This window comes from Paenibacillus sp. BT-177 (assembly GCF_025846815.2).
GTDB lineage: Bacteria > Bacillota > Bacilli > Paenibacillales > Paenibacillaceae > Paenibacillus > Paenibacillus polymyxa_C.
Genome location: NZ_JAOYTP010000002.1, coordinates 421,158 through 446,754, shown reverse-complemented (window position 1 = coordinate 446,754; position 25,597 = coordinate 421,158). Strand labels below are relative to the sequence as shown.

The window sequence follows — 25,597 nt, the reverse complement described above, 5'->3', positions numbered from 1 at the left end:
AAATAGAATTTCAAGAGGATAAAATACAGGAGTTTGAGCGAATGAACGCCAGCATCTTATTTCCTCGCATGATTCGTCACAATGGTTCACGATTTTTCATGTTCCACCAAAAAAATTATCAAAATTTTATACTGCCCGAATAATGATGTGATTTGTCAAGTTGTGAACAAAGTTATCCACATATACCGTTCAAAATGTGGATAAATAGGCTCAAAGCAAGCAGGCTAAGACTTTTAGCAGATAGCTGGATGGGGGATATATCATAGCTATAGTGATTGTGAAATCTGTGGATAATGTGGATAAAAGGGTGGATAAATTTGGTTTTCATTTGAAGTTGGCGGTTTATCAATAAAAAAATGGCCTAAAAGGCCATTTTCCAATATCGTCCATGCACAAAAGCTGTGGATATTCTTGTGTACAAAAAATAGAAGAGGGAAATGTGAAATTTTTATGGCTAAGATTTTATGCAGCAGCTTTTATGCCTCAAGCAGTTCCTCCCAGGATGCATAGGTTTCAGTCAATTCCTGTTTATGGGTGTCGAGTTGTGCCTGAATATTCTGAAGTGCTGTGTAATCCTGATAAATCTCAGGCAGGGTCATTTGTTCTTCCAACCCTACAATTTGTTCTTCCAGCGTTTTGATCTTGTTTTCCAATGCCTCCAGCTTGCGTTGACGGCTGCGTTCCTCGCTTTTGGCTTGTTTGTCTGCCGCATAGGTGGCCGCGCGTGATTTGGGAGTGGTCTCGTCTGTTACAAATGCAGAGGCAGACGATGTTTTGCCACGAGTGGACTGACTTGCCTCGAGAGCTTCCTGTGCGATTTCCTCCAACTCTTGTTTTTTAGCTACATAGTCATCATAATTCCCCAGGAAATGTTCTATTCCTTCAGGATGAAGCTCAATGACACGTTCAGCCATTTTGTTAAGGAAATAACGGTCATGGGAGATGAACAACAGTGTACCGTCATAGTCCATCAGAGCTGCTTCCAGCACTTCCTTGCTAAACAGATCCAGATGGTTGGTAGGCTCATCGAGAATTAATACGTTGGCTTCACGCAGCATTAGCTTGGCCAGTGATACGCGGGCTTTTTCTCCTCCGCTTAATGAAGCTACCTTTTTCAGTACATCGTCACCGCTAAATAGGAAATTACCCAGCACTGTCCGAATCCGTGCTTCTTCCATATGAGGGTACTCGCTCCATAACTCCTCCAGTACGGTATTGGCGGGGTTTAGGTTTGTCTGCTCCTGGTCGTACAGACCGATTTTGATCTTCGTACCCCAGTGGATGGACCCAGCAGCAGGTTTAAGTGAGCCGGTCAGGCATTTGAGTAAAGTCGATTTTCCAATTCCGTTCGGACCAATCAGTGCCACCGTATCTCCTCGTTTTAAGTCAAAGGAGGCATGCTGAAATAAAGGCTTTTTCCCCTCATACGCTACGGAAAGGTCGCGCACCTCTAATACTTCCTTACCCGACATATAGGCTGTTTCAAAAGAAAAGTGGGCTTTTTTCAAATCGCCCATAGGTCGATCCATACGATCCATTTTATCTAGCTGCTTGCGGCGGCTTTGGGCACGTTTGGTTGTAGAGGCTCGCACGATGTTGCGTTGTATAAATGCCTCCATCCGTGCGATCTCCTCTTGCTGCTTTTCGTAATGCTTGAGGTTTGTTTCATACTCGGCAGCCTTTAGTTCCATATAGCGGCTGTAATTGCCTGTATAGCGAGTGGAGCGATGGCGTTCGATTTCAACAATCGTCGTCACCAGTCGATCCAGAAAATATCGGTCATGTGATACGACCAGCAGGGAGCCGGAGTAGCCACGCAAATAGTCTTCCAGCCAGGTCAATGTCTGAATATCCAGATAGTTGGTAGGCTCATCGAGCATAAGGACATCTGGAGCGAGCAGTAGGATGCGTGCTAGCGCAAGCCTGGTTTTTTGACCTCCGCTCAGGGTGACTACAGGCGTCTCGGGTGCAAATGAACCAAAGCCCATGCCGTGTAGCACGCTGCGAACACGGGTCTCCATTTCATAACCGCCGTGATCCTTGAACCAGTCTGAGCGTCGTGCATAGCGTTCAAGCAGATCGGCATAACGCTTTTCGTTCTGCGCATTGGACGGATCGGCGATTTCCTGCTCCATCTGCCGAAGTTCCCTTTCTGCTGCAATCAGCGGTTCGAACACCAGCATCATCTCATCCCAAATCGAACGATCAGAATCCAAACCGCTGTTTTGCGCCAAATAACCGATGCTGGTTTCCTTTGCTTTAAAGATTTGTCCACTGTCATAGGATATTTCACCAGCAATGATTTTGAGCAGGGTCGATTTGCCTGCACCGTTCACACCTACCAGTCCAATACGTTCACGTTCCAATATTTGAAGGTTAATCCCGTCCAGAACGGGCTCAATTCCATAGGATTTAGTAATTCCGGTTACTTGCAATAGCATAGCGTATCGTTCCTCCATTACATTTTGCACAGTTCTTCCTGCCTTTTTCGCAGGTACCTTCCTTCCAGTTTACATGAAATTACCCACTATTGCACTGCTTTCACCCCCTAAACCCTTGAGCCGCGTGTAGTCAATTTGTATAAACAATGATAAACTTAAACGAGAAGTGAAAAAGAATGAAAAAAACTTGCAACGTACAGCACTTACTGACAAATGGGACAATTGTAACGTTTTGATGATTATCGACGATTGTGCGGGAGGGCGGATGTGTGGATGTCTGTAATGTGAAGAACGCGCTACGTGTACAGCAACGGGAAGCGCGTGACTCCATGGACCCGCTGACAAGGCAGAAGGCATCGGCTGTGGCCTGTCGGCATGCAATCGAGGCATGGGAGCAGCTTAGAATAGACAGAAACGGGGATAAGCTAACCTTATTTAGTTATCTCTCTTTTGGCAGTGAGATTTCTACGACTCCCCTCATTGAGCATTGTTGGTCACAGGGAGATCGTGTCCTGGCCCCGAGAGTGGATTCGGTAACCCGAACCATGGAGCTGAGGGAGATGGATCAGTATGGAAATATGGTGCCCGGCGTATGGAACATTCCTGAGCCTGCATTGACATGCAAGGAATGGTTGCCTGAAATGTGGGCGGGAATCGACTGGGTTGTTGTGCCCGGCTTGGCCTTTGATCGTCGTGGAGGCAGGATCGGCTATGGCGGAGGCTACTATGATCGCTTTACCGCACAGGTAGAGGCAGTGAAGCGTAATAATGGTTCCGTAGGTCCGCTTTATGTCTCGCTGCTGCTGCCGGGACAATTGTTAGCACAAGTACCCATGGAGCCGGGAGATTTGCGAGTGGACGTGCTGTTTACACCGGAAGGACGCTTAGATTGTAATCATGCAAAATCGACAAATGATGAATGAAGTAAAGTTGGGTATGTGAAAGGAGCTGTGAGGGAGTCGTGGATTCCTTTACTCATTTTAACGAACAGGGACGGGCTCGTATGGTAGATATTTCGGGCAAAACGTCTACGGTTCGTACAGCAGTCGCCGTGACTCAGATTACGATGAACCCGGCTACATTGACGGCTGTAAAAGAAGGAAGAATCGGCAAGGGTGATGTTCTTGCTGTGGCCCAGGTCGCAGGGATTCAAGGCGCGAAAAAAACGTCAGACTGGATACCGATGTGTCATCCGCTGGCGCTGACAGGCGTGAACATTACTTTTTCCGATAATGGACATGATGTGCTTCATATTGAAGTTGAAGTGAAGACCGAGGGTAAGACAGGTGTAGAAATGGAAGCTTTGACAGCGGCTTCAGCCGCAGCGTTAACCGTGTATGATATGTGCAAGGCGCTGCAAAAAGATATGATCATCGGCCCTACCATGCTGCAATCCAAAACGGGTGGCAAGCATGGTGATTTTCAAAGGGAGGACCACCAGAAACCTTGACATAGACAACATTGTCGCCGAGAGGGTACTGTGATGGAGGATGCAGCGTGGCTGTTTCTGATTTTCAGAAGAGAAAGTATTCTTTCATGATAGGAGAAGGGTGATCTTATGGTGTGGAAAACGGCGATCCTAACAGCCAGTGATAAAGGGGCAAGGGGAGAGCGTGAGGATACAAGCGCACAGGTCATCCGGGAACTCGTCGAAGAAGAACTGGGCGGAGAGATTGTGGAATACCGGATCGTTCCCGATGAACCGGATGAGATTATTGCGGCTTTAATCGAAATGACCGATTATTTTCATGCAGACTTGGTGCTTACTACAGGCGGAACCGAACTGGCGATCCGTGATGTGACACCTGAGGCGACCAGACGGGTCGTGGAACGGGAAGTGCCAGGTATGGCGGAAGCCATGAGAATGATCGTGATGCAGAAAAATCCGGCGGCCATGCTTTTTCGTGGAATCGTGGGGATACGTGGACGTACGTTGATTGTCAATTTACCAGGAACGCCCAAAGGCGTGCATGAAAATTTGGCAGCGATTATGGATCAACTCCCGGAAGCGTTGCTTATGGTGACAGGTCAGTTTCGGTAGAAGGCAGCCCGTGTGTGTGGTATGATACCTGTAAGAATTTATAAGGCCGTATACGGACAGAGGTTCTCATTTTGTCCGTCAACATAAGGAGGATTACTACACATGCCCAATATTGGAGCACCGGGTTATATTTTGTTAATTATTCTGGCGCTGCTGCTATTTGGTCCGAACAAGCTGCCTGAGCTGGGCCGAGCTGTAGGGCGTACATTCCGTGAATTTAAAAACGGGGCACGCGATATTTTATCTGAAGATGAACGGACTGGGCGGAAAGAAAGCAAAGATAGTGTGGTCCAAGCATCACAGACAACGTCTTCAGAAGTTCAACCTCAGCCTGAGGATAAACGTTTGTCATAGATTTAGTTATTTATTTTTGCTGCTTGTATAATGAACATGAGCCTCTTCTTTAGTGAAGGGCTTTATTTTTTAGGAGGCGCTGCTGCGTTCCGTTCAGAAAGGAGGAATGGACTTGACCCCATCAGAGCATGAAATGCCGCTAATGGAACATCTGGGTGAGCTCCGCCGACGAATAATTTATGTGCTGATTGTATTTGTATTGGCACTGGCTGGTGGATTGTTCGCGGCGGGTTCTGTCTATAACTGGCTTATTCGCTCCGGTTCGGCGAAAGCTTTTCAGTTAAATGCATTTTCCTTTTGGGACGGAATCGGCATCTACATGAAAATCGCCATGATCATTGGGATTGCAGTGGCGTTACCGTTTGCATGCTACCAATTGTGGAAGTTTGTCAGCCCGGGATTAAGGCCGCAAGAACGGAGCGCAACCTTGCGATATGTGCCTTATGTGCTGCTTTTGTTTATGATTGGCGCAGCTTTTGCTTATTTCATTATTTTCCCGATGGCGATTCAGTTTACATCGTCCGTCACCAAAAGTATGGGATTGCAGGAAACGTACGGTATTGCGCAATATTTCACCTTTATGTTTAATATTGTGTTACCTGTATCGTTGCTGTTTGAACTCCCCCTGCTGATCATGTTCCTGACAGGGATTCGTGTATTAACCCCGATGAGGCTTCGCAAATGGCGGAAGATTTCTTATTTCCTGCTTGTTTTTGTTGCCGTTGTTATCACTCCGCCGGATTTTATATCCGATTTTTTGGTGGCGATTCCGTTGCTGGTGCTGTATGAAGCGAGTGTATATTTGTCATCAGTCGTGTATCGTAAGCAATTGCGTGCACAGGAGGAACGGGAGGCCCAATTGCGTGTAGCTGCGGAATAATAAGACAGGACCTGAATGGCTCAACAACTAATTTCTCTAAAATTGATCAGTATAGCTATCTTAAAAATAACCATTAGCCTTGAGTTAACGGTTATTTTTAAGATAGGTGGATATAATCGAGAATGGTTGCCCATAAAAATTCCCATAAAAAATACATTAGGGACTTGAAATTCAATCTCAAGTTGAGTATCATAAAGTTGGTTGTTAGCACTGACCACTGTTGAGTGCTAATACATACAACATAACAACCAAATTACAGGATAAAACACTTAATAAGGAGGCTATTTTTTCATGATCAAACCTTTGGGTGAACGCGTATTGGTGGAAGCAATTGAGCAAGAAACAACGACTTCCTTCGGAATCGTACTTCCTGACTCTGCCAAGGAAAAGCCGCAAGAAGGCAAAATTATCGCGGTTGGCGCAGGCGCATTGAAAGACGGTGCCCGTATTCCTCTGGAAGTAAAAGAAGGCGACCGTGTCATTTTCTCCAAATACGCTGGAACGGAAATCAAATATGAAGGTAAAGAATATTTGATTATGAAAGAAAGCGATATCCACGCGATCATCGGTTAACCGGAACCCGGACAAGACCTAAATATAGGAATTGAAACAAATCATTCATAATCCATAGGGAGGTTTATCACAAATGGCTAAAGACATTAAATTCAGTGAAGACGCTCGCCGCTCCATGCTGCGCGGGGTAGATGCATTGGCTAACGCTGTTAAAGTAACACTCGGACCGAAAGGCCGTAACGTTGTACTGGAGAAAAAATTCGGTAGCCCGCTCATCACTAATGACGGTGTAACGATTGCAAAAGAAATCGAGCTGGAAGACGCGTTCGAAAACATGGGCGCTCAACTGGTTAAAGAAGTAGCAACCAAAACGAACGATGTAGCTGGTGACGGTACTACTACGGCTACTGTTTTGGCTCAAGCCCTCATCACTGAAGGTTTGAAAAACGTAACTGCTGGCGCAAGCCCAATCGGTATCCGTAAAGGGATCGACAAAGCAGTTAAAGCAGCTGTTGCTGAACTGCAATCTATCTCCAAACCAATCGAAAGCAAACAATCCATTGCTCAAGTAGCTGGTATTTCCGCTGCTGATGATGAAGTAGGCGAACTGATCGCTGAAGCTATGGAAAAAGTGGGCAAAGACGGTGTAATCACTGTTGAAGAATCCCGCGGTTTTGCAACAGAACTGGAAGTAGTTGAAGGTATGCAGTTTGACCGTGGCTACATTTCTCCGTACATGATTACAGATACGGACAAAATGGAAGCTGTTCTGGACAATCCGTATATCTTGATCACTGACAAAAAAATCACAAACACACAAGAAATCTTGCCATTGCTTGAAAAAATCGTACAACAAGGCAAGCCACTGGTTCTGATCGCTGAAGACATCGAAGGCGAAGCGCTGGCTATGCTCGTTGTCAACAAGCTGCGTGGTACATTCAATGCTGTAGCTGTTAAAGCTCCAGGCTTTGGTGACCGTCGTAAAGCAATGCTGCAAGATATCGCTGCCCTGACAGGCGGTCAAGTAATCACAGAAGAACTGGGTCTGGACCTGAAAACAGCTTCTGTGGACCAACTGGGTACAGCACGTCAAGTGCGTATTACAAAAGAAAACACGATTGTGGTTGACGGTGCTGGAAACAAAGCCGACATCGACGCTCGTGTTAGCCAAATCCGTACGCAACTGGAAGAAACTACTTCCGAGTTCGACAAAGAGAAACTGCAAGAGCGTCTGGCTAAATTGTCTGGTGGCGTAGCAGTAATCAAAGTCGGTGCGGCTACTGAAACAGAATTGAAAGAACGCAAACTGCGCATCGAAGATGCTCTGAACGCAACCCGTGCTGCGGTTGAAGAAGGTATCGTATCCGGTGGTGGTGTAGCGCTCCTGAACGTATACAATGCAGTGGCTGCTGTTGAACTGCAAGGCGACGAGCAAACAGGCGTCAACATCGTGTTGCGCGCTCTGGAAGCTCCAATCCGTACAATTGCTGCTAACGCAGGCGAAGAAGGCTCTGTTATCGTTGAGCGTCTGAAACGCGAAGAAGTAGGCGTTGGTTTCAACGCAGCTACTGGTGAGTGGGTAAACATGATTGACGCAGGTATCGTTGACCCTGCGAAAGTAACTCGTTATGCATTGCAAAACGCTGCTTCCGTAGCGGCTATGTTCCTGACTACTGAAGCAGTGATCGCTGACAAGCCAGAACCAGAAAAGGCTGCAATGCCTGACATGGGCGGCATGGGCGGCATGGGCGGCATGATGTAATAAAGGGTCTCAAAACCCTGTAATACCGCTATTTAAAGGGCTCCCGAGAGGGAGCCCTTTTCTATAAAATCACATAAAAATCACATTCTCTGCAACCAGTCAGATTTGAAGGATGTCTGCGAAGTGATTTTTAATCTTCTCATTGGCATTTTTCTTCATTTTCTCCGTAACGTGCGTATAGACTTTCAATGTAGTTTTTGCGTCATCGTGACCAACTCGCTTCATGATCGTTTTGAGATCAACTTCAGCTTCAGTCAGCATCGATATGTGAGTGTGCCGAAAAATGTGAGGAGTAGCTTTCTTTTTAATTGAGGTTTTCTTGAGAATACGTTCCATACGGATTAATATATTTTTTTGAATGAGTGGGTAGCCGTTCTTGTGGGCAAAAACAAAGTTGTTTTCATGATAATCATCAAATAGTTTCTTGTATTCAAGTCTAAGAGCTTGTTGTTTAACAATGTGTCTTTGGAGCAAACTCATAACGTTATCAATTATATTAAATTTACGGATAGACCCTGTAGATTTGGGCGGAGTTAGAGTGTATTTACGCATATTGTTATCAGGATTATAAAGTGTCTTGGTTATTCGTAACTCATTTAACTCAAAGTTAAAGTCCGTATCTTTTAAAGCACAGAGTTCCCCAGATCGCATCCCTGAAAAGGCAAGCAAGTGAAAGATTTCAATGTCATCAGGTAAACCATGTTCATTAACTGCATTTAAAAATTCAGCCAGCTCATGTTTTTCTAAGTAACCATCCTCGATTGGGCTATTTTCAATTTCCTCTACCGTCAACAATTTCGCCGGGATAACTGCCCCCGAACATGGATTATCCAATCTCATTTTGTTTTTTATTGCATATTTCATAATCATATTTGCAGTTACATGTACGCCCTCAATGGTTGTCCTAGCATACTCTTTATCATCTAAATTGTTTAAGATATTCTGATACTGTTTATGTGTAACCTTGTCTATTATGACCTTAGCAATATATCTTAGTAGGATCTTAATCTCTTTTTCTCTAACTCTCACGGTGTTTTTCTTTACTTTGCTCTTGGAATAAGTTTTTAACCAATCCCAGGCTACCTGTTCGAACGTTAGCTTCTTGATTTTCTTTGTGTCTATTCCATGATTTTTTTGGGCATCTACGACTTTCTGTACCCGCTCCTCAGCTTGCTTTTTAGTATCACCTCGACGTGCAATCTGATTTCTCTTACCAGTTACAGGATTAGGTAGGCCGTCTACTGTACAAATCCATTTATAGCCCTGTTTATTGTTTGCTTTAATTTTAGTGAAAGATGCCATACATTCTATCTCCTTATATAGGTACAAATGTTCGCTTTAATGGTGAAAATAAAAGCCCGGAAGGGCCTGATTTATAAAATGTTTAATTAATGTTATTGTACAAAAGATCTTAGCGTTTGAAAATTTTTTTATTCTTTATCTTTCATGTCATTAGGCATCCCTGTTTTTCCAAATAGCATAGTCACATACATTTTGTACTCTCTAGAAAAATCTCCGGCATCCATCAATTGCTGGCGCATTGTATCAATGTGTGTTTCGTCCGGCTCTTTAATATACTTTAAGAAAGATTCATATGCTAAGGAGCGAGAAGTATAGTATCCTTTTGCACTTCTTAATACGTTTTCCAAGTTATCCTTCAAGTCGCTATGTAACTCGTCAGGAATTGTTATAGAATTAATTTTTTTTATTGTCTCTTTATATTTCTCATTGACTTGTTGAAGTTCCTTACAAAGGGCAGCATCATCGATTTTTTTGCTCTTATCAAGCACCCCAGCGCCATTCTGCTCATAGGGAGCCATTTCACTTTGATACTTATAAAGGACACCTTCGACTTGAAGGGCCTTTTTCCTATCGGCATCACTAAATAAAGGTGTGCTCTCAACATCTTCTTCACTTACATTAGGAGATACATCGGCTTGTTCTTGAGCTGAGTCCCCCTTAGATACAGGTTTAGACTCGTCGCTAGGTGCAACTATACAAAGTATTAATAGACCCAAAAGTGAGATTAGAAAACTCCATCTAGCCTTTTTAGTTCGCCTAAATGAAGATATTATTCCCCAAACGAGAAAAAGCACAAAGCAAGCGGAACTGATTACAATTAAAAGCGTATAAAACATTTTTCTTTACATCCTTCTATGACCCCATCGGCTGGGAAATTGCTCATTTTATCTTGTTAATTTTATTATCGAAAACTGACAATGAATATGTAATACTTTGTAGGTTGTTACGTGCTGTTCTATCATAAAGTAAAAAAACAACAGGAGTAGTCAGAGTGATATTAACGTGCGTAAAAATTCATGATCGTGACGGGAGTGACTCGGATTTTGTCGAAATTTCCTTATATGATGTGAATTACATTGATTTGTGGCAGCCAACTAAGAGTAGGGAATGCTGTCCTGCCTATCATACCTCAACGGGCTCATACATAGGTCTAAGAACTTTAAAGGACATTTCAAAGGCATATGCTAAGTATGGCTTCAAGTCATATGATCGCTCAACGGTTATAAACGAGAACATGATTAAACAAACTGAAACGGACGATCGTGGCAGTAAAGTATTCTTTGATGATGGGAGTTTTGTGCGAATAAGAACAAAACTGTAGGCTTGTCAATCCCCCTTAAACATGGTTTAACCCCCCCTTAAATCAGCCTGATCGGTGCTATATTTCGACAGACTCCGACCATCCAGCCATGTTAAAGTTAATTCTACAAACGTTTGTACAACATAATACCCTAAAATTCGACAATCAGTGGCTTTAAATGAACCTGGGAGGAAGATCGGCAAGGAGAGTTCACTAAAGAGCGAACTTTTACCTGGTCGGAGTGACATAGTGTCACTCAGTGCTGCTGAGTTCGATTCGCTCATAAAGATCATCAATGTGACAGCCGATTGCTGAAGCAATATTCATAGCAGTTGTCAGGGACATCAGCCGCCTATTGTTGGCGTATTCGGAGATCTGAGACTTTGTAATCCCTGTAGTGTCACTCAACCATTGCTGATCTTTTCGTATTTCGCGCAACCTTTGTTTCAGCAGGCAACGACCAGGTTTTATGGACATGATCATGCCTCGCAGAGTTATTTTATAGGGTTGTCATTATCTAATCGATTAGTTAATTAGAGGACAAAAAAATTAGATACGGAAGTGGCATCTATGAACGAAATCAAACTAATGAAATTGAAGAAAAAACTAAATTTTAAAGAAGAAGAATTGGCTGTTCTGTTGCCAAAAATAGAATCAATCTTCGTCGGAGAAGATGATTTTAGCTGCTCTCTTGAGCTTTTTTTGAACATTAGGATCAGTCAAATCAAGTCCGAGATCTGACTCTAATTCGGTAAAGAAAGACAATTTGTCTTTTGTCTGTTTATCTATATCATTGCCTATAGATTTTATGGTTCCATCAGTTTCATTTTGAGACAGTAGCAGCATACCATTATGAGCCGCTCTATAAATCTCCGACCTTTCGTATATATCATCCATGAAACTCTTCATTACTTCATCCATGGTTTTAGGGTCTTTATTGTTTTTTTCTGGCTGCTGATCTTGTGTTAACAAATAAATTGTTAGTTTAACAATAATGGACTTATATGAGCTGACAGGGTCTTTCTTTAACATATAGAAGTCAATATCAAATTCTTTCATATCGCCTACAATTTCATGGATAGAACCTAAGATATCATCACTGATCGTACCGAAATTAAGGTAATAGTCTATATAGTCATTTAGTTTTCTTATTAATTGAGACGCTTCTCGCTGTTTACTTCCTTCTTCAAGTAGTTTTTTTACTTCAGGAGGAGCCTTTTCAATAAAAGAGGCCATAATTAGTTCTTCAGCATTCCCCCCCGTTATCTTCGCAAGTGCTCTATTGAGTTCATCTGAAGTAGGGGGGGTTTTTCCGTTTTGCAACCGGCTGAGGTGTTCTCGACTCATCGAAAGCCCTTCTTGTTCTAATTGCTTGCATATTTCTTCGAGAGTAAGCCTCGAATTTTTAATATACCCCTTCAACAGATTAGAATACTTCATTTTTTCTTAACAACTCCTTCGTGTTTCATTTCGATTATCTCATAGTTGACAAAAAATTATCAACACATACATTATTGATAATTTTATATCATTCGTTGTTGACATTTATAATCAATGTGATAATATAAATCACATAATATTGATTTATAAAATCACAAATTATCAAGGGGTGATAGAAGTGAAGAAATATTCTGATTTGTTGGCAAATTCTATTAAAATTAGTGGCTTAAAGTTGGATAAAATATGCACTCTCATTGGAGATATCACTGGCAACGAACTCACGAAGCATTACCTAAGCAAGCTGCAAAATGGAAAAACTTCACCTGCTTCAAACAAGCTTAATGACGCACTAGCTAACGTTCTAAATATTGATCCTATCGAATTAAAGGCAGCAGCTTATCTTGAAAAAATTCCACCTGAGGTGCTGAAGCGCTTGAACAGACCTGATAAGAAGGAGGTCATCTGATGCTAAAAGTGGAGTTTGACACTGACCAGCTTAAATCAATTATCGACGCTGCTGTTTCAAAGGCAATGAAGCAGTATACACCAAATCAGTTACCGTCGCTGATGACTAAGAAGCAGTTGATGGAATTTCTCGGAATTGGTAGTACGAAGGCGAGTGAACTTCTTAATAGAGAAGACTTTCCGGTCATTAGAGAGTTTGGTCACCCAAGAGTTCCGCTTCATGCACTGATGGTTTGGATTAACGAACATACTGAATGGATTCGGGATAACGCCAAAGATTATTGGGAGCGTACAGGAAGCGTTGCTTAAACAAATGAAGAAACCCGTTGGGCTGTACCGGCTCCAGCGGGTTGAGGGGATATGGGGGAAAGAACTTACAACCTAATACTACATTGGCCCTCTGTCCGTAATAAACGTGTCAATCGGACAAAGGAGAGGAAAAAAACATGTCAATTGGACAGTTTGGTCCCAATCTTCAAGAGGTTCTGAAACGACGGGGGGAAACGCGTAACGCAGCCGGACAAGTTACCCACGTGGATGCTTCATTAATTGGAAAGATCATCAAAGGCTCCCGCAAACCATCGAAAGAACTCATGCAACAAGCTGCGGAGCATTATGATGACGGCCAGCTTTACATTGCAGCAGCCGGGGAAGTAACAGGCGGTGCCTTTGCACCCTGGCTGGATAATGTAGACCTACATAGGGCAAGCGTGCTTTTTAAAACGGTAGAGGAAATGCGAGAGGTTCTTACATTATCTGCTGAGGTACCAATTAGCAAAACTGCTGACCAGCTCACAGAATCCGAACGCCAAAATATGAAGCGTCTGCTAATGGAGACGGTTGAAGCTATTACGGCCCTTACCCACTTTGCGGCGGTGCTATGTAAGGAATATTCGTTTTCCTGGTTGGGTGCTTGGAAAGAACACCGAGCTGACCTGAAGGCAAAAAAATATATGAAATGAGGGAGCAAAAATGGAAATTGAGAGATTAGAGAACGAAGCCAAATTTGTTGCAGCAAACGCAGAGCACAATTTAAACATGATGCTGCAAAATCCAGAAATCGTTTCTGAGAGTCACCGTCAAAAAAGTATTGCTCAAGCAGCATTCATGATGAATCTTCATTTATCTTTTCAAGAACAAAATAAAAACGCCCGGCGGGCAGGCCGGACGCTCAACTTGAGAACTCGATTAAAGTCTCTTGTGTTGCTTATTCTATCTCCTTCTGCGAGAGAAAGCAAGGGTGAGGGTGCGTGATGCAGCAGTTAAAGGAACGCCTCATTCAAAACTTTCTGGATAAGAAGGCAGGGACGCAAGCCAATACGGATGCAATATATGCTTTTCTGCAAGCGGGCGGTTCAGCTCTTTCATCTGAATTTCAGGAGCTACTACAGGAGCGGGACGAAGCCTACTTTCAATGGAATAACGCCTTGCTGAGCCTAAATCTTCTGCCAGCAGAAGAACGGTTGGAGTTTTTCGGAAATATGTCGCCAGTGATATAGGACAAGCCGGCAACGGACAGGCCATGTCGGCCTTGTCTTCCGGCGTCGGACGGTAATATAACCTACTCCCGTTCGGCGTCGGAAGATGCGGCTGACGCATCAAAAAGCAGCGGCACGATGGTACGTGTACACGCGATGGTGAGAATATCAGGCGGAAAACGACGGAGCGCGCCTGACTGCTGGTTCGAATCCAGTCTGCTTGAAATTACATACGGAAGGAGGAAACTTTGTGCAAGTTATTCAACGATTGACCGTTGTCTCTAATCCAACAAGGATTTTTGAAATTGGAACGGAGCTAAGCGGCAGCGAAATCATTGAGATTAAGCAAGTCGGTACGGAATATGAAAATAATGTCCATTCTGAATTCCATGTTTTAGATGAAAATGATGAGCTCATTGTCAGTATCGAGAATGCACCAGTGATCGTCGAGTATCGGCAGATCGTAGAACATGATGAAATCATGGAAGGAGAATCGGCATGAACGCAACTCATAAAAAAGTGGTGGAGTTTTTTGCGAAAATTAGCACCGACGAATCTGTGGATGTTAATGAGTTTTTAGAAGCTATCGCGTTAAATGTGGGGCTTTATACTGCGCTGAAAATCAAGACAGTGGGACAGCGAGAAGTCACAGAGCAGTTCAAAAGCATCATTGATACTGGCCTCAAGATAGCGAATAGCGAAGTTGTACCGAAACGAGTTAGCTTTTTCATTATAAAAAAATAGCCCGCGGCAACGGGCTATTACTGATCTTTTGAAAACTAAATATGTGAATACGGTCATCTTATCATGGGTGACCGTTCCTAACAAGAGGGAGCGATATGTATATGGCTATGAATGTAGCTGCTATTACAAAAGGTATTGAACGTGACGAATGGTTGAGACTGCGTAAGCGTGGTATCGGTGGTTCTGATGCATCTGCGGTGGCCGGGTTGAATCGGTATAAATCACCCGTTGGTGTATTTCTGGAGAAAACCGATCAGATTGTACCAGACGAACCAGGCGAAGCAGCTTATTGGGGCAACCAGTTAGAGGATTTAGTCGCTCGTGAGTTTATGAACCAAACCGGGTTACGTGTACAACGCAGCAATAAGATGTATCAGCATCCTACACATAAATTTATGTTGGGTAATGTGGACCGCTTGATTTTAGACAAGGGTAGTCGAGGACTTGGCATCCTGGAATGTAAAACAGCCAGCGCCTATAAGCTGAGCGAATGGGCCGACGATCAGGTTCCCGACGAATACGCCATTCAGCTCCAACATTACATGGCTGTGCTTGGTGTGGATTATGGTTACTTCGCTGTTTTAATTGGTGGTCAGAAATTCCAATATAAGCTGGTCGAACGAAACGAGGGCATCATTGATTCTCTCATACAGATCGAGGACGAGTTTTGGAACAAGCATGTAATTCCACGGGTTCCACCAATGGTAGACGGTAGCGCTGCTTCGACTGAGCTACTGAATCGCTTGTATCCAGCTTCTCAGCCAGCGACAGAAATTACGCTGGAGAAAGATCAGGCATTACTGGTGGACAAGCTCATTGCTGCCAAAGAAGATGCGAAAGTGGCTGAAGAACAGGTCAAACGATTGGAAAATGAGCTAAAGGCAGCTATCGGTGAAAATGAGGTTGCTACGTATAACGGAGAACCTTTGGTGACTTGGAAGTCCAGTCAAACAACGCGCCTAGACACTAAACGCTTGAAGCAAGAACAGCCACACATCTTTGAAAAATACGCAAACACTACGTCATCCCGACGGTTCTTGGTGAAGTAAGGAGGCTATTATGGCAGGACAACGCAGTAACGGAGCAACCCTTGAAAGAAAGCTTCAAAATAAGGCGGCTGGGGCAAAAAATGATGTGCCTACACCTTCTCAGACCATTGCCGCTTATATGGACAAAATGAAGTATCAGATTGCGGAGGCTATGCCAAAGCATATGAGCATTGATCGACTCAGCCGTATTGCCCTGACGACGATCCGCACGAATCCGAAGCTATTGGAATGCTCTATGCCGTCTCTCATGGGGGCGGTCATGCAAGCGGCACAGCTTGGTCTGGAACCAGGCCTGATCGGTCATTGCTACATCATCCCATACGGTACAGAAGCCACATTCATCATTGGCTACAAGGGCATGATTGATCTGGCACGACGGTCTGGGAACATTAAGTCTATTGCCGCTCACGAAGTCTATGAAAATGATTTCATTGAGCTGACATATGGGTTGGAGGAAAAATTGCAGCACGTTCCTTGGTTTTTGCGTAAGGACGCTCAACCTGCCGAGTCAGGGAAGATCATTGGGGCTTATATGGTTGCCAAGTTTAATGACGGCGGTCATTTTATCCATTACATGCCGATCAGCGAGATAGAGGAACATAAGAAGCGTTCCAAGGCATCCAGTAAAGGGCCATGGGTGACTGACTATACCGAAATGTGCAAGAAGACAGTTGTACGTTCCGGGTGGAAGTGGCTACCCATCAGCGTAGAGATTGCTTCTGCGGTTACTCAGGATGAAACGGTGCGTAAAGATATCACTCCAAACGATGAACCTTTTGTCTTTGATATGCCAGCCGAACCTAAAGACGGTGAAACACCTCAGACAGGTGATGCAGCTCAGCCAAATAACACTGATTCGCAGCAGCCTGCTGATGGATCAGGTCAGGACGAACTGGAATTTGAATGAGTTCTATAGATGAGATTACTGGCAAGCCGCTGTTACGCAGCATGATCGGTGAACACATTTGGCGGATTAAAGAGTCCGACCCTGTAGCCTTTAAGCGCGAGGTGCGAGAATACTTCGCGCGGGGCTATCCAGATTGGACAGTGGTTCGAGCTAAGTACCCTTATATATTTCTGCGGGATGGTAGGGAGCAGAGTGTGTAAATGATTCAAGCGGTCTGAAGAAGCGAACGGTATTTATATATAAAACGCAAGAGATTAGGTGGTGAAGCCGATGGACTCCAATGTAAATCCTCAGCCTACGGACGCACATATACGCATATCACATGAAATACATCGAGAGCTGATCCGGCGGAAGTTTACTCAGCGGCAGCGGGATATTATTGATTTTGTCCTCACGCTGAGCTGGGGATGCGGGAAGCCATCGGCTAAAATCCCTATGCTTAAACATTTTGAGCTATGTGGTGTTCGGAAGGAACATATTAAAAAGGAACTAAAAAAGCTGGTTGAAAATCATGTTCTGTTTTGGGACGAGCACATGAATGTGTTCCAGATCAATAAGCACTATGACATGTGGACTGTCGATGTGGTGGAGCGATATGACCCCAAAATGATGAACGATTTAATCAAAATTAACATTGAAACTCATACCCCAAATCTCGGTAAACCAGTTACTAAAAAAGTAACTGAGTTACCAAAAAGGCAACCGACCCGAGTTACTAAAAAGGTAACTCAGTTACACAAAAGGCAACTGTTCAGTTACCAAAAAGGTAACTCGCCAGTTACTAAAAAGGTAACTGTGAAGCGTGATTTTTCCTGTCATACCAAGGGATTTCGGCTCTCTAAAACAATATTTAAAGCAATTATTAAAAAAACCACTACTACATCTTTAGATACTGTACAGGAATTAGATACAGAGCAAAGGGGTGGGGGAGGAGGGCTTCCTTCGGATCATTCCTTTGGCTATATCTACCGCGCTTACGAAAACAATTTTGCAGATACAGGGAAAGTAACCCCGTTTGAAACCGAAGACTTGGGAGCCCTTTTCGACGATTACGGTGGAGAATGGCTTCTGAAAGCCATGAGGGAAGCCGTTCGACAGAAGAAAAAGAGCTTGGCTTATGTACGTGGCACGCTGGAAGGATACCGTAAACGCGGGGGACCGGAAACGGAACGCCGAATGGATCGGGCTTCACCGGCGGAAGCAGAAATTCGGGAAGACGACCCCATTACGATCTTGATGAGAAAGGCAGATGAGCAGCGACTTGCTGAATACGGAGTTACTTGAGGCTGAAATATTAGGTTCCTTTTTTCGAGACCCCTCCCTTGTTGGGGAAGTCGCCGTAACACTAGAACCAAGCTTATTTACACAACCTTGGCATCGCAATCTGCTGAAAATGATACTAGAACTACACCGGACTGAACAGGAACTATCCATGACTATGTTGGTGACGGTATTCGAAAAGCATCTTGAAAAGGTGGGTGGAGTTTCTTACCTGTCTAAACTGGCCAGCTCTGCTGTTGCAGTTTCAATGCTGGAGCAGAATATCAGGCAGCTCATCGAAACTGATGCTCGTCGTAAAGCGCTGGATTTGGTCGGTGAATACCGCGATAAATTTTTGGATTTGTCATCAGGCGGGTTTGAGGAATTACTGGATGAATTTGAACAGCGTTCACTGGATATTCGTCCTAAAGCATTGCAAAAGGATACGGTGGTTGACGACATCATCCAGTGGTATGAGGACTTGGTACTTAAAACGCAAGACCCTTCCCGAGCGCTTGGCATTATGACAGGCTGGTCAGCATTGGACCGACTGACCCTAGGGTTCCAACGTACTAACCTGGTTGTCATTGGGGCTCGAACTAGCATGGGTAAATCAGCCGTTGCCAATGAAATTAAGATGCGGGCTACCCAGCGAGGGCATAAGGTGGCGGACTTTAGCCTGGAAATGTCCAAGGCGCAGATTTATAACCGGATGATAGCTAATCTGTGCAGCATTCCTCTGCAAGCTATACGTTCAGGGCATCTGAAGCCGGAACAGATCGAGCGTATTTCTATGCAGATGGAGTTTCTGCGGAAAATTCATATCGATGATAGCCGGGGCGTGACTGCAGAGTACATTTGTTCCGAAATGCGCCGATTGAAGCGGCAAGAAGGACTTGATTTGGTCATTGTGGACTACCTGCAGGAAGTGGTTGAGCCTGCCGAACGAAACGACAACAGCGGTTCTGGGTTGCACAGGGTTTGTCAGAAGCTACGGAAGGCGGCAAAAGACTGTGATTGCGCACTGATCGGCTTATCTCAGGTCAAGCAGGATGTGGAGAGCAGGCAGAATAAAAGGCCATTCGTTTCAGACTTATCAGGCAGCGCGGCAATCAGCGCGGTTGCTGACGATATCCTCTTGCTGTACAGGGACGAATATTACAATCCTGATACACCAGACCCGGGTATCTTGGAAATCAACCTCGCAAAACAACGTAATGGTCCTACTGGGGTAGTGAAACTCAAATTTGAGAAAGAGACACAGCAAATCGCGTAGGGGAGGATCGGACATGAAACAGGGGAAACGACTCACCAAGAAGCAGAAGATTGGATTGCTAAAGGCCAGACCAGGAGTGACACTGGACAACTGGGTCTCAGAACGGGAAACAGCAGATGGGGTCGTGCTGCTAAACAAATTCTCAGGGAAGCGGTGGCTGCTGAATAAGCACTATGGAGCATTGCAGCCATACAAGGTGCGAGCCTGATGCAGCCGTCATGTTGGACACGTTGGAGTGTTTATGAGTACATGAAGCACCGTTTTGTCCGTACTGGACAAGTTCCCAATGAGTCGGAATTACTCGAGGAGCTGCCGGACATCGATCGGAGCGAGCTGTCTGAGGGGATGGCCGAATTTCGCCTGATTCTTGGTGACTGGCCTATCGCTGGAGGTGACAGGTCATGCAGCGCCAGATAAAGGACCCGATATATCAAACTCAGTTAAAGCAAACTGTACGAGACCGAGGCGGCAGGGTGATAGGCGAGGTATTTGTCCTTGAACACAGTATGTTGCTGGTCAAGCAGTCACGTAAGCGTAAAAAGAGGGGGAAGCAGATTTGAAGATTATGGGGATTGACCACGGCACGAATTTTGCTGGTTGGGCCACAATGCGAAATGGTAAACCGATAGACTTTGGATTAAGGGACTATTCGTCAATTACAATGCCTGGTGTTTTGGACGCCATCTACCAGGACACATTCCGACTGATCGAGCAGGAAGAACCGGAATTGATTGTACTGGAGCGTCCAGTTCACTTTAAAAATGCCAACAGTGTACTAGCACTTGTCGGGGCGTATACTTCTGTTTCCTTGGCTGCCCTGCATTTGGACAAGCCGATTGTGGGCATCCGGCCTTCGGAGCTTAAAATTCATACTGGTAAAGGGAATGCGGATAAAGAGACAGTCGCCATGGAAATGCAGATGCTGTTCGACCTCGATTATGACGAAATTGCGGTTCCTGTCCTATACAAGAAAAACGACCCACGGGGCAAATACAAAATCGGGGACATAAGGGAACGTCTTTTTGATCCTTCAGACGCTATCGCACTTTGCTGGGCCTATCATCAAAATTTCATTAAGGGAGTGGCTTAAAAATGAGCTATATAAATTTCAAAGGTACGGTTAAAAAGATTAATCTCAAGTCATCGGAAGAAACAGAAATTACAATCAGTATCCCAGCTTCTGAACTGGACGGTCAATATAATACGCTTCAAAGCATGTTGGAGCTTAAAGTTATTGGAGGTCTGGATTCACAGATTGTCACGTACAAAGTTTTGAAGAATGCCAGAACGGGCAAGCCAATCACGAAATACACCGTGGATGATGGTGGTGTGGTATCTGTAGCGAAGCCAGAAGGAGAGCAGCTTTCTATGGACTTGGGTCTTCCCCCTGAGAAAGTGGAGGTCAAAGCTGATCCAGAGCAGATTGACCTTGAAATTATTCAGGACTTTATACTTAGCGGGCTGGCGCCGCGCTTTGACGACATGCAGTATGACTTTTTGGAAATTACAGAGCGCTTGGCTGGCGGGGACACCTATCTGAAAATAGCTGCTGACATCGGTATGGGTGTAGGCGTGTTCGTGGTTATGGTGGATGAATACCGGAAGCGGGTCGCGCCAATGGCTGCCAAGTGGGATGAATGGCGGAAAGGCCAAGCTAATACGGTACCACCGAAAGATGGGGGGCCAGTAAACAGCCAGGAAGAAGAACAACAAAATGACGATCATCTTGAAGAGCAAGAAGGTGCTAATACTGATCCATCCGAGCAGATTGGAGAAAATGAGTCTAAGGATGACAACAAGACGGAGGATGACTCAAATCCTGCTGTTGATACAGATTCCGAGACGACAGTCGATAAGGAGGAACTGGAAGAGTACATTCTGGAAGTCCGTCCTACCTTTGACGATATCCCTGTTGATTTCCCTACTTTGCTTCAACAGCGTCGTGAAGAAGGCAAGACGTGGATGCAGATTGCTAAAAGCATCGGCTTGACCAGTGGCCAGATCACTACCAAATGGACAGCTTATAAGAAGATGGTTGCCAAGCAAATGAAAAACGGGGGAGTAGCGTAAGCCGTTCCTTTCATAAAGCAGCGTGGCCCCTACCCTCACGGGCTACGGCGGCCACCTGTATCTATAAAACAGAACGTATGATCCTATTTTACCCTGAAAGGATGATATCTATGAATGAATCTATGAAAAACAAGATTATCGTAGAACTGGAGGCGTTGCTTCTACGAATGCAGCGCGTTAGTCGGATGATTGCCACTGCTGAGGAAAATTGGACAGCACATTACAATAAGGAAAACCCGGAGGATCAGTACATTCGAGGGATGTTCTATCGGGTGGGGGGCCTCTTGGATGATGCTAAACGATTGCTTGACCAGGTCTTTGCTGAGGTTGTAGACGAGGGCTTCCTAACAAAAAATATGGGCGGTAGGTATGCTTTGCATGGGCGGGAGTTCACTTCTGGACAAACACTTGAATATCTGCACCAAAATGACGACGGTGTTCGCTGGGAGCTCTCGCGTATCGAACACAACGGACATGATTACTACTTAGTCGATGACCGTAGCATACAGCTTGAAGGGCTACGAGTTCGGTACAAACACATTGCACGCTGAGAAAGGGGGAGGTTGATCTTGGCTCATATAAGAATTGCAGAATTAGATAGAGTCCTCAAGGACGTAGCAGGTAAGCGAGTTGGTGTGTCACCTGAAGAATTTAAAAAGACAGAATACCTGCTTTCAATGAATCCTCAAATAGTAAGGATAGTCAGAGACTATGAATTTGCAGTAAAGTCCAGCATTTCTCTGAAAAGTTACGAGGGAGAGAACGGTCATATTAGGCAAACAAAGGCTATGATCCTTAAATATAGGCGCCCGGAGCTTTACTTCCTGTATAACACGCTCTCTCAAATTATACAGAGTTCCATTAACAACTTAGTTAATCCCTACGAGCGAACCATTTTGGAACTTTTGTATATCAAAGGTGCGAGGTACCTTGTAGCGCAGTCATATATGGGGAAAGGTTACCGGAACGACATGTACCCAATTAGTGGGAGTACGTTTGCTGAACGCAGAAGGGCAGCGATAAAAAAGATAGCTCATAGCTTCCAAATACTCGGCTTGTTAGATTTGGTACAAGCTGAATATCAAATTGGAGAACTGTCTAACTTGCAGTTTTTGGAGTTGAGACCAAGGTGAGCTTGTATGAGTCAGATTATAGGGGCTTTCCCCCTTTGGAGGTGTGAACCTTGGCAAATGTTAATGCAGCGATAGAGCAGCTCATGGATATGCGTTTGGAGCTGGATGATACGATACGATTGCTCGGTTTTGACCCGGAAGCATCGGACCGTCAGCAGGCAGGGACGAACGAGCGTGTGTTGCTTCATTTACAGGATATATACGATGTGTTGGATGCTCCGAGACCAAATGGGGACTACGCAAAGCAATTGGTGCAAGAAACGATGAAAATTGCAAAGGAAGAGATGTAATGCTGTTCTTCTTCCACAAGAATACAGACAACCCCCGCACTCCTTGGCCGGGCTCGCAGGGGCATCACTTTTAAACCTCATCAAATTATACCACGGGTGAGGGGAACACGATGGGGAAAAGAAGAAAAAACAACTTACAACTGACTTTTAACAATCTGCCGATTGATGAGAAAGCTACCCGCCTTGCGGTGGAAGGATATTTGGAGACGGTCCGGCAGTATCGGCAGATTGGTTTTGTTAGGCGCGAGGCTGCTATAACGCAGTCCTATACTTATAGAGAGCATCAATCCACCAATGCAATCAGCAAGCAGACGGAGGAGATTGCCACATACAACGTGGACAAGGAAGCAGATCTTCAGGCTAAAGATCGGCTACTTGATATGGCAATGAGCAAGCTTTCTAGCATACAGCATGAGGTCATTCAGCGCAGTTACCTGGATGATGAGGGCGAGTTTGATTACATTAGCTGTGGCGAGATGGGAATTAGTGAGAGCTCATTTAGACGGATTAAAGCTGATGCGATAAGCATACTTGCTGTGGCGCTAAGATTAGCAGTGATCAGGGAAGAGAATGATGGAGTGGCGGTATCTTAAACAGACCATTTTTTCGGTCTGTTTTTTCGACATTTTTCGCTAGATATTACAATGGCAAAGTTTCCGATATTACTTATAAATGAAAGGGGAGACCAGATGAACAATTATATTATGTATTCAGCTAAGTCAGTTTCTTTATTACAAGAGGGAAAGTTTTCGATAGTTCCTTCAGTCACTGAAATTTCAGCCATAAACGTGGAAACACTTAATGAACCTCTAAGTGATCCTAAGCATGCTCTGAAAAATGGGAAGGTAATTATTTCGATTTACTTTTCCAAAGACATTTCTTTCGAATCGGCAAAGAAGATGGGATCTAAATTAGCTGATCAATTTTTTAACCATTTTTCTTATACAAAAGATATAGGACTTGGCAGTAGTGAATACATCCGAAGCAGCTTTGAAGAGTCAGAAATAATATCGAGGATGGTAGGTAGTTATACAATCGTATCACCTATCAAATCGAACGATATTGAAAATGTATTGAAGAGCCTTGAAAGCAATAATTTAAACTCAGATTATATGAGACTATATAGAACGGCTCTGAATAACACTGATCCTATAGCTGAATTTATGATCTTATATAGTATTTTAGAGTTTGTTTTACCAGGAAGGGGTCAGCCTAAGGTTTGTAGATTTGCAATGAGGCATGGATATAAAAAAGACCACTATAATAAATCTAAAAAAAGACAGGAATGTTTATTTACTTGGTTAAGAAATAAAATTGGTCACACAGATGGTGATGTGGATTTTGAACAAGTTAATACTTTGATGAGCCAAAATAATCGAAAGCTAGCTGAACTGACTAAATCAGCTATCGACAAGACATCAAAGCTTTAAAAAAATTATCGTAGAAGTTTGTTAAAAAGATTTTAAAATCTAGCAATAAAAGAGGGAGATTTTTTGAGTAAATTTTCGGGTAAAGGACCAGCTAGCAGATACTTAAAGGGCAAGTACGATCTCAAACCATCTATATTTGGGGATATTCCGATGGAAAAAGGAGAAAACTTTAAAAGAAAACTTATTGCCGATCATACGTATGATGAATTAAAGGCAATAAAAACAAGTATCAATGTCCAGACTAGTTCGGGTCAGAGTCTCGGTGTAATAATGGCTATTATTTCATTATTTTTTTCAACTGCCCTAATGCCATTAACATTTTATTTGCAGCAATCGGTTAAGCCTATTGATTGGTGGCATGAAACCAAGATGATGCTATACAAAGAGAATATAGGGGAGGAAAAGGATTTAGAAAAGTTAGTGACTTTTTTATCGAAAGACATTTTGAAAGATCAAGCATCGCTCTTAGATGATTTAAAAGGTGGCCTTCAAAACTTAAATATTACACTAGGGGTAGTATTAGGAGTGGCTTTCGCAATCATATTTGTTTGCTTGTATATAAAAAAATGGAACAAGTATATAAGTGCTTATGTAAATGGCGCTTTTGAAGAAGTTGAAGAAAGACGATTAAAGAGAAAGGTCATGAATCGGGGATTTAAAAAGTGATCGTTTTTTGAATGAAAAATGACCGCGTTATGGCCCGCCACTGGACTTTTTATGTGGTAAATTTGTATCATGGAAAATCAAATAAGGAACGAACCGAAGCTTTCGAGCCTCGGTGATCAGGTCGGCCAATGTGCCGGCCTTTTTCTATTAGGGAGGGAGCGCCTTGTTCCGTGATGTGGAGACAGGAAAAATAAAACGCTTTGTAAAGGGTAAATGTTTGATCTGCAATGACCCGAATCCAGAATTTCACACCACATTCGGCGCTTCATTTTGTGGTGTGTGCTGGGAAATCATGAAGTCTGGTGATGATGATCAACTGGGCGAAAGAATCGTTTGGGACGAGTAACATTGAGAAAGTGAGCAAAAGCCAGCTTATAATGGTTTAATTACCCATTTTCCGGTATTGTCCGGTTTTTGTTCTTTGACGGACATTTTTAGCAATATGTAAAATGGTGTTATTCTTCCTCTCTAGTTACTAAGTACAATGCTTTTATGCAACAGCGTAGCGTTTTGCATCCCGCTTGCGGGAGTAGACCCTATCGCTGTTTCTTTTTTTGAGTTTTAAATAAGCGCCTCAGTTCATTTTGTGCTGTAAATACATAGGCAGATACAAGTCACTCATTTGGGTGGCTTTTTTTATTGCCTTGAAAGGATTTTTGGTTTGAAGAAGAAGCAGAAGAAAGGAATTTTGCTATACATGAAAGGCCCACCAAAACAGCCGAAGAAATGCAAAGGTTGTGTTTGGGGTAGATGGGATGGGGTTAAACAGTTTTGTTCTCGACCAGTATGTTTAAAC

37 protein-coding genes are annotated in these 25,597 nt (G+C 43.8%); 32 read left to right on the top strand and 5 right to left on the bottom strand.

Features of this window, described 5'->3' with window-relative positions; all coding sequences use genetic code 11:
- Window positions 1-476: 476 nt before the first annotated feature.
- Window positions 477-2,441, bottom strand: a complete 1,965-nt coding sequence (locus OIU26_RS08375) for an ABC transporter ATP-binding protein (RefSeq protein WP_264216776.1) — start codon at window positions 2,439-2,441, stop codon at window positions 477-479.
- A gap of 269 nt (window positions 2,442-2,710) precedes the next feature.
- Between OIU26_RS08375 and OIU26_RS08370 the strand changes: the two genes are divergently transcribed.
- The 7 genes from OIU26_RS08370 to groL all read left to right on the top strand — a co-directional run bounded on the left by OIU26_RS08370 (window position 2,711) and on the right by groL (window position 7,991).
- Complete coding sequence (locus OIU26_RS08370) at window positions 2,711-3,364, top strand: 5-formyltetrahydrofolate cyclo-ligase (RefSeq protein ID WP_058829137.1); 654 nt, start codon at window positions 2,711-2,713, stop codon at window positions 3,362-3,364.
- Window positions 3,365-3,402: 38 nt separating this feature from the next.
- Window positions 3,403-3,891: a cyclic pyranopterin monophosphate synthase MoaC gene (gene moaC, locus OIU26_RS08365; protein ID WP_013369876.1), complete on the top strand. Its 489-nt coding sequence runs from the start codon at window positions 3,403-3,405 to the stop codon at window positions 3,889-3,891.
- Between the two features lie 108 nt (window positions 3,892-3,999).
- Complete coding sequence (locus OIU26_RS08360; RefSeq protein ID WP_013369877.1) at window positions 4,000-4,482, top strand: MogA/MoaB family molybdenum cofactor biosynthesis protein; 483 nt, start codon at window positions 4,000-4,002, stop codon at window positions 4,480-4,482.
- A gap of 102 nt (window positions 4,483-4,584) precedes the next feature.
- The gene (locus tag OIU26_RS08355; protein WP_013369878.1) at window positions 4,585-4,836 is read left to right on the top strand and encodes a twin-arginine translocase TatA/TatE family subunit; all 252 of its coding nucleotides are present in this window, start codon (window positions 4,585-4,587) and stop codon (window positions 4,834-4,836) included.
- Window positions 4,837-4,948: 112 nt separating this feature from the next.
- The gene (gene tatC / locus OIU26_RS08350) at window positions 4,949-5,716 is read left to right on the top strand and encodes a twin-arginine translocase subunit TatC (RefSeq protein WP_264216524.1); all 768 of its coding nucleotides are present in this window, start codon (window positions 4,949-4,951) and stop codon (window positions 5,714-5,716) included.
- Between the two features lie 291 nt (window positions 5,717-6,007).
- On the top strand, window positions 6,008-6,289 hold the full coding sequence (gene groES / locus OIU26_RS08345) for a co-chaperone GroES (protein WP_007429271.1): 282 nt from the start codon (window positions 6,008-6,010) through the stop codon (window positions 6,287-6,289).
- A 73-nt stretch (window positions 6,290-6,362) separates the two neighbouring features.
- Window positions 6,363-7,991, top strand: coding sequence for a chaperonin GroEL (groL, locus tag OIU26_RS08340; RefSeq protein ID WP_264216523.1), 1,629 nt, complete (start codon window positions 6,363-6,365; stop codon window positions 7,989-7,991).
- 99 nt (window positions 7,992-8,090) lie between these two features.
- On the opposite strand, the gene OIU26_RS08335 is transcribed toward groL, so the two are convergent.
- Together OIU26_RS08335 and OIU26_RS08330 are read right to left on the bottom strand one after the other, a co-directional pair.
- A complete protein-coding gene (locus tag OIU26_RS08335; protein WP_264216522.1) occupies window positions 8,091-9,293 on the bottom strand; it encodes a tyrosine-type recombinase/integrase in 1,203 nt (400 codons plus the stop codon).
- A 128-nt stretch (window positions 9,294-9,421) separates the two neighbouring features.
- Window positions 9,422-10,129: a hypothetical protein gene (locus tag OIU26_RS08330; RefSeq protein WP_264216521.1), complete on the bottom strand. Its 708-nt coding sequence runs from the start codon at window positions 10,127-10,129 to the stop codon at window positions 9,422-9,424.
- Between the two features lie 155 nt (window positions 10,130-10,284).
- Here OIU26_RS08330 and OIU26_RS08325 point away from each other — a divergent pair, with 155 nt between their 5' ends.
- Window positions 10,285-10,614, top strand: coding sequence for a LytTR family transcriptional regulator DNA-binding domain-containing protein (locus tag OIU26_RS08325; protein WP_222821888.1), 330 nt, complete (start codon window positions 10,285-10,287; stop codon window positions 10,612-10,614).
- A 231-nt stretch (window positions 10,615-10,845) separates the two neighbouring features.
- Here the strand turns inward: OIU26_RS08325 and OIU26_RS08320 are convergent, their stop codons facing one another.
- Window positions 10,846-11,070 carry a helix-turn-helix transcriptional regulator gene (locus tag OIU26_RS08320; RefSeq protein WP_222821887.1) on the bottom strand — a complete coding sequence of 75 codons (225 nt, stop codon included), beginning with the start codon at window positions 11,068-11,070 and terminating at the stop codon, window positions 10,846-10,848.
- 177 nt (window positions 11,071-11,247) lie between these two features.
- Window positions 11,248-12,033 carry a helix-turn-helix domain-containing protein gene (locus OIU26_RS08315; protein WP_264216520.1) on the bottom strand — a complete coding sequence of 262 codons (786 nt, stop codon included), beginning with the start codon at window positions 12,031-12,033 and terminating at the stop codon, window positions 11,248-11,250.
- A 178-nt stretch (window positions 12,034-12,211) separates the two neighbouring features.
- On the opposite strand from OIU26_RS08315, the gene OIU26_RS08310 reads away from it, so the two are divergent.
- From OIU26_RS08310 to OIU26_RS08195, 24 genes are all read left to right on the top strand, one after another.
- Window positions 12,212-12,499 (top strand): XRE family transcriptional regulator, encoded by a 288-nt coding sequence (locus OIU26_RS08310; protein ID WP_264216519.1) that lies wholly within the window; start codon window positions 12,212-12,214, stop codon window positions 12,497-12,499.
- Window positions 12,499-12,807, top strand: coding sequence for a helix-turn-helix domain-containing protein (locus OIU26_RS08305; RefSeq protein ID WP_222821884.1), 309 nt, complete (start codon window positions 12,499-12,501; stop codon window positions 12,805-12,807). Before OIU26_RS08310 ends, OIU26_RS08305 begins: the two co-directional genes overlap by 1 nt.
- 137 nt (window positions 12,808-12,944) lie before the next feature.
- A complete protein-coding gene (locus OIU26_RS08300) occupies window positions 12,945-13,460 on the top strand; it encodes a helix-turn-helix domain-containing protein (RefSeq protein ID WP_264216518.1) in 516 nt (171 codons plus the stop codon).
- Window positions 13,461-13,470: 10 nt separating this feature from the next.
- Window positions 13,471-13,752 carry a hypothetical protein gene (locus OIU26_RS08295; RefSeq protein ID WP_264216517.1) on the top strand — a complete coding sequence of 94 codons (282 nt, stop codon included), beginning with the start codon at window positions 13,471-13,473 and terminating at the stop codon, window positions 13,750-13,752.
- Window positions 13,749-13,997, top strand: a complete 249-nt coding sequence (locus OIU26_RS08290) for a hypothetical protein (RefSeq protein WP_264216516.1) — start codon at window positions 13,749-13,751, stop codon at window positions 13,995-13,997. Before OIU26_RS08295 ends, OIU26_RS08290 begins: the two co-directional genes overlap by 4 nt.
- Before the next feature lie 229 nt (window positions 13,998-14,226).
- Window positions 14,227-14,478: a hypothetical protein gene (locus OIU26_RS08285; RefSeq protein ID WP_264216515.1), complete on the top strand. Its 252-nt coding sequence runs from the start codon at window positions 14,227-14,229 to the stop codon at window positions 14,476-14,478.
- Window positions 14,475-14,720, top strand: a complete 246-nt coding sequence (locus OIU26_RS08280; RefSeq protein WP_075153631.1) for a hypothetical protein — start codon at window positions 14,475-14,477, stop codon at window positions 14,718-14,720. Before OIU26_RS08285 ends, OIU26_RS08280 begins: the two co-directional genes overlap by 4 nt.
- 101 nt (window positions 14,721-14,821) lie before the next feature.
- Window positions 14,822-15,769: a YqaJ viral recombinase family protein gene (locus OIU26_RS08275; protein WP_264216514.1), complete on the top strand. Its 948-nt coding sequence runs from the start codon at window positions 14,822-14,824 to the stop codon at window positions 15,767-15,769.
- Between the two features lie 10 nt (window positions 15,770-15,779).
- Window positions 15,780-16,676, top strand: coding sequence for a recombination protein RecT (recT, locus tag OIU26_RS08270; RefSeq protein WP_264216513.1), 897 nt, complete (start codon window positions 15,780-15,782; stop codon window positions 16,674-16,676).
- Entirely contained in the window at window positions 16,673-16,876 is a 204-nt protein-coding gene (locus OIU26_RS08265) for a hypothetical protein (protein WP_264216512.1), read from the top strand. The genes recT and OIU26_RS08265 overlap by 4 nt, the downstream gene beginning before the upstream one ends.
- A 70-nt stretch (window positions 16,877-16,946) precedes the next feature.
- Window positions 16,947-17,960, top strand: a complete 1,014-nt coding sequence (locus OIU26_RS08260) for a replication protein (RefSeq protein WP_264216511.1) — start codon at window positions 16,947-16,949, stop codon at window positions 17,958-17,960.
- Window positions 17,926-19,212, top strand: a complete 1,287-nt coding sequence (locus OIU26_RS08255) for a replicative DNA helicase (RefSeq protein WP_264216510.1) — start codon at window positions 17,926-17,928, stop codon at window positions 19,210-19,212. Before OIU26_RS08260 ends, OIU26_RS08255 begins: the two co-directional genes overlap by 35 nt.
- 13 nt (window positions 19,213-19,225) lie before the next feature.
- Window positions 19,226-19,420, top strand: coding sequence for a DUF6906 family protein (locus OIU26_RS08250; protein WP_013372040.1), 195 nt, complete (start codon window positions 19,226-19,228; stop codon window positions 19,418-19,420).
- The gene (locus OIU26_RS08245; protein WP_264216509.1) at window positions 19,420-19,629 is read left to right on the top strand and encodes a hypothetical protein; all 210 of its coding nucleotides are present in this window, start codon (window positions 19,420-19,422) and stop codon (window positions 19,627-19,629) included. Before OIU26_RS08250 ends, OIU26_RS08245 begins: the two co-directional genes overlap by 1 nt.
- Entirely contained in the window at window positions 19,614-19,772 is a 159-nt protein-coding gene (locus OIU26_RS08240) for a hypothetical protein (protein WP_264216508.1), read from the top strand. The genes OIU26_RS08245 and OIU26_RS08240 overlap by 16 nt, the downstream gene beginning before the upstream one ends.
- A gap of 5 nt (window positions 19,773-19,777) precedes the next feature.
- On the top strand, window positions 19,778-20,302 hold the full coding sequence (locus OIU26_RS08235) for a crossover junction endodeoxyribonuclease RuvC (RefSeq protein WP_264216775.1): 525 nt from the start codon (window positions 19,778-19,780) through the stop codon (window positions 20,300-20,302).
- A 2-nt stretch (window positions 20,303-20,304) separates the two neighbouring features.
- Window positions 20,305-21,282 carry a hypothetical protein gene (locus tag OIU26_RS08230; RefSeq protein ID WP_264216507.1) on the top strand — a complete coding sequence of 326 codons (978 nt, stop codon included), beginning with the start codon at window positions 20,305-20,307 and terminating at the stop codon, window positions 21,280-21,282.
- A 122-nt stretch (window positions 21,283-21,404) separates the two neighbouring features.
- The gene (locus tag OIU26_RS08225) at window positions 21,405-21,833 is read left to right on the top strand and encodes a DUF5348 domain-containing protein (RefSeq protein ID WP_264216506.1); all 429 of its coding nucleotides are present in this window, start codon (window positions 21,405-21,407) and stop codon (window positions 21,831-21,833) included.
- 18 nt (window positions 21,834-21,851) lie between these two features.
- Window positions 21,852-22,415, top strand: coding sequence for a hypothetical protein (locus tag OIU26_RS08220; RefSeq protein WP_264216505.1), 564 nt, complete (start codon window positions 21,852-21,854; stop codon window positions 22,413-22,415).
- Window positions 22,416-22,465: 50 nt separating this feature from the next.
- Window positions 22,466-22,705 (top strand): hypothetical protein, encoded by a 240-nt coding sequence (locus tag OIU26_RS08215; protein WP_264216504.1) that lies wholly within the window; start codon window positions 22,466-22,468, stop codon window positions 22,703-22,705.
- A gap of 110 nt (window positions 22,706-22,815) precedes the next feature.
- Entirely contained in the window at window positions 22,816-23,298 is a 483-nt protein-coding gene (locus OIU26_RS08210; protein ID WP_264216503.1) for an ArpU family phage packaging/lysis transcriptional regulator, read from the top strand.
- A gap of 96 nt (window positions 23,299-23,394) precedes the next feature.
- Window positions 23,395-24,135 carry a methylamine utilization protein MauJ gene (gene mauJ, locus OIU26_RS08205; protein ID WP_264216502.1) on the top strand — a complete coding sequence of 247 codons (741 nt, stop codon included), beginning with the start codon at window positions 23,395-23,397 and terminating at the stop codon, window positions 24,133-24,135.
- Window positions 24,136-24,198: 63 nt separating this feature from the next.
- Complete coding sequence (locus OIU26_RS08200) at window positions 24,199-24,801, top strand: hypothetical protein (protein WP_264216501.1); 603 nt, start codon at window positions 24,199-24,201, stop codon at window positions 24,799-24,801.
- A 163-nt stretch (window positions 24,802-24,964) separates the two neighbouring features.
- Entirely contained in the window at window positions 24,965-25,147 is a 183-nt protein-coding gene (locus OIU26_RS08195) for a hypothetical protein (protein ID WP_264216500.1), read from the top strand.
- The last annotated feature ends 450 nt before the right edge of the window (window positions 25,148-25,597 follow it).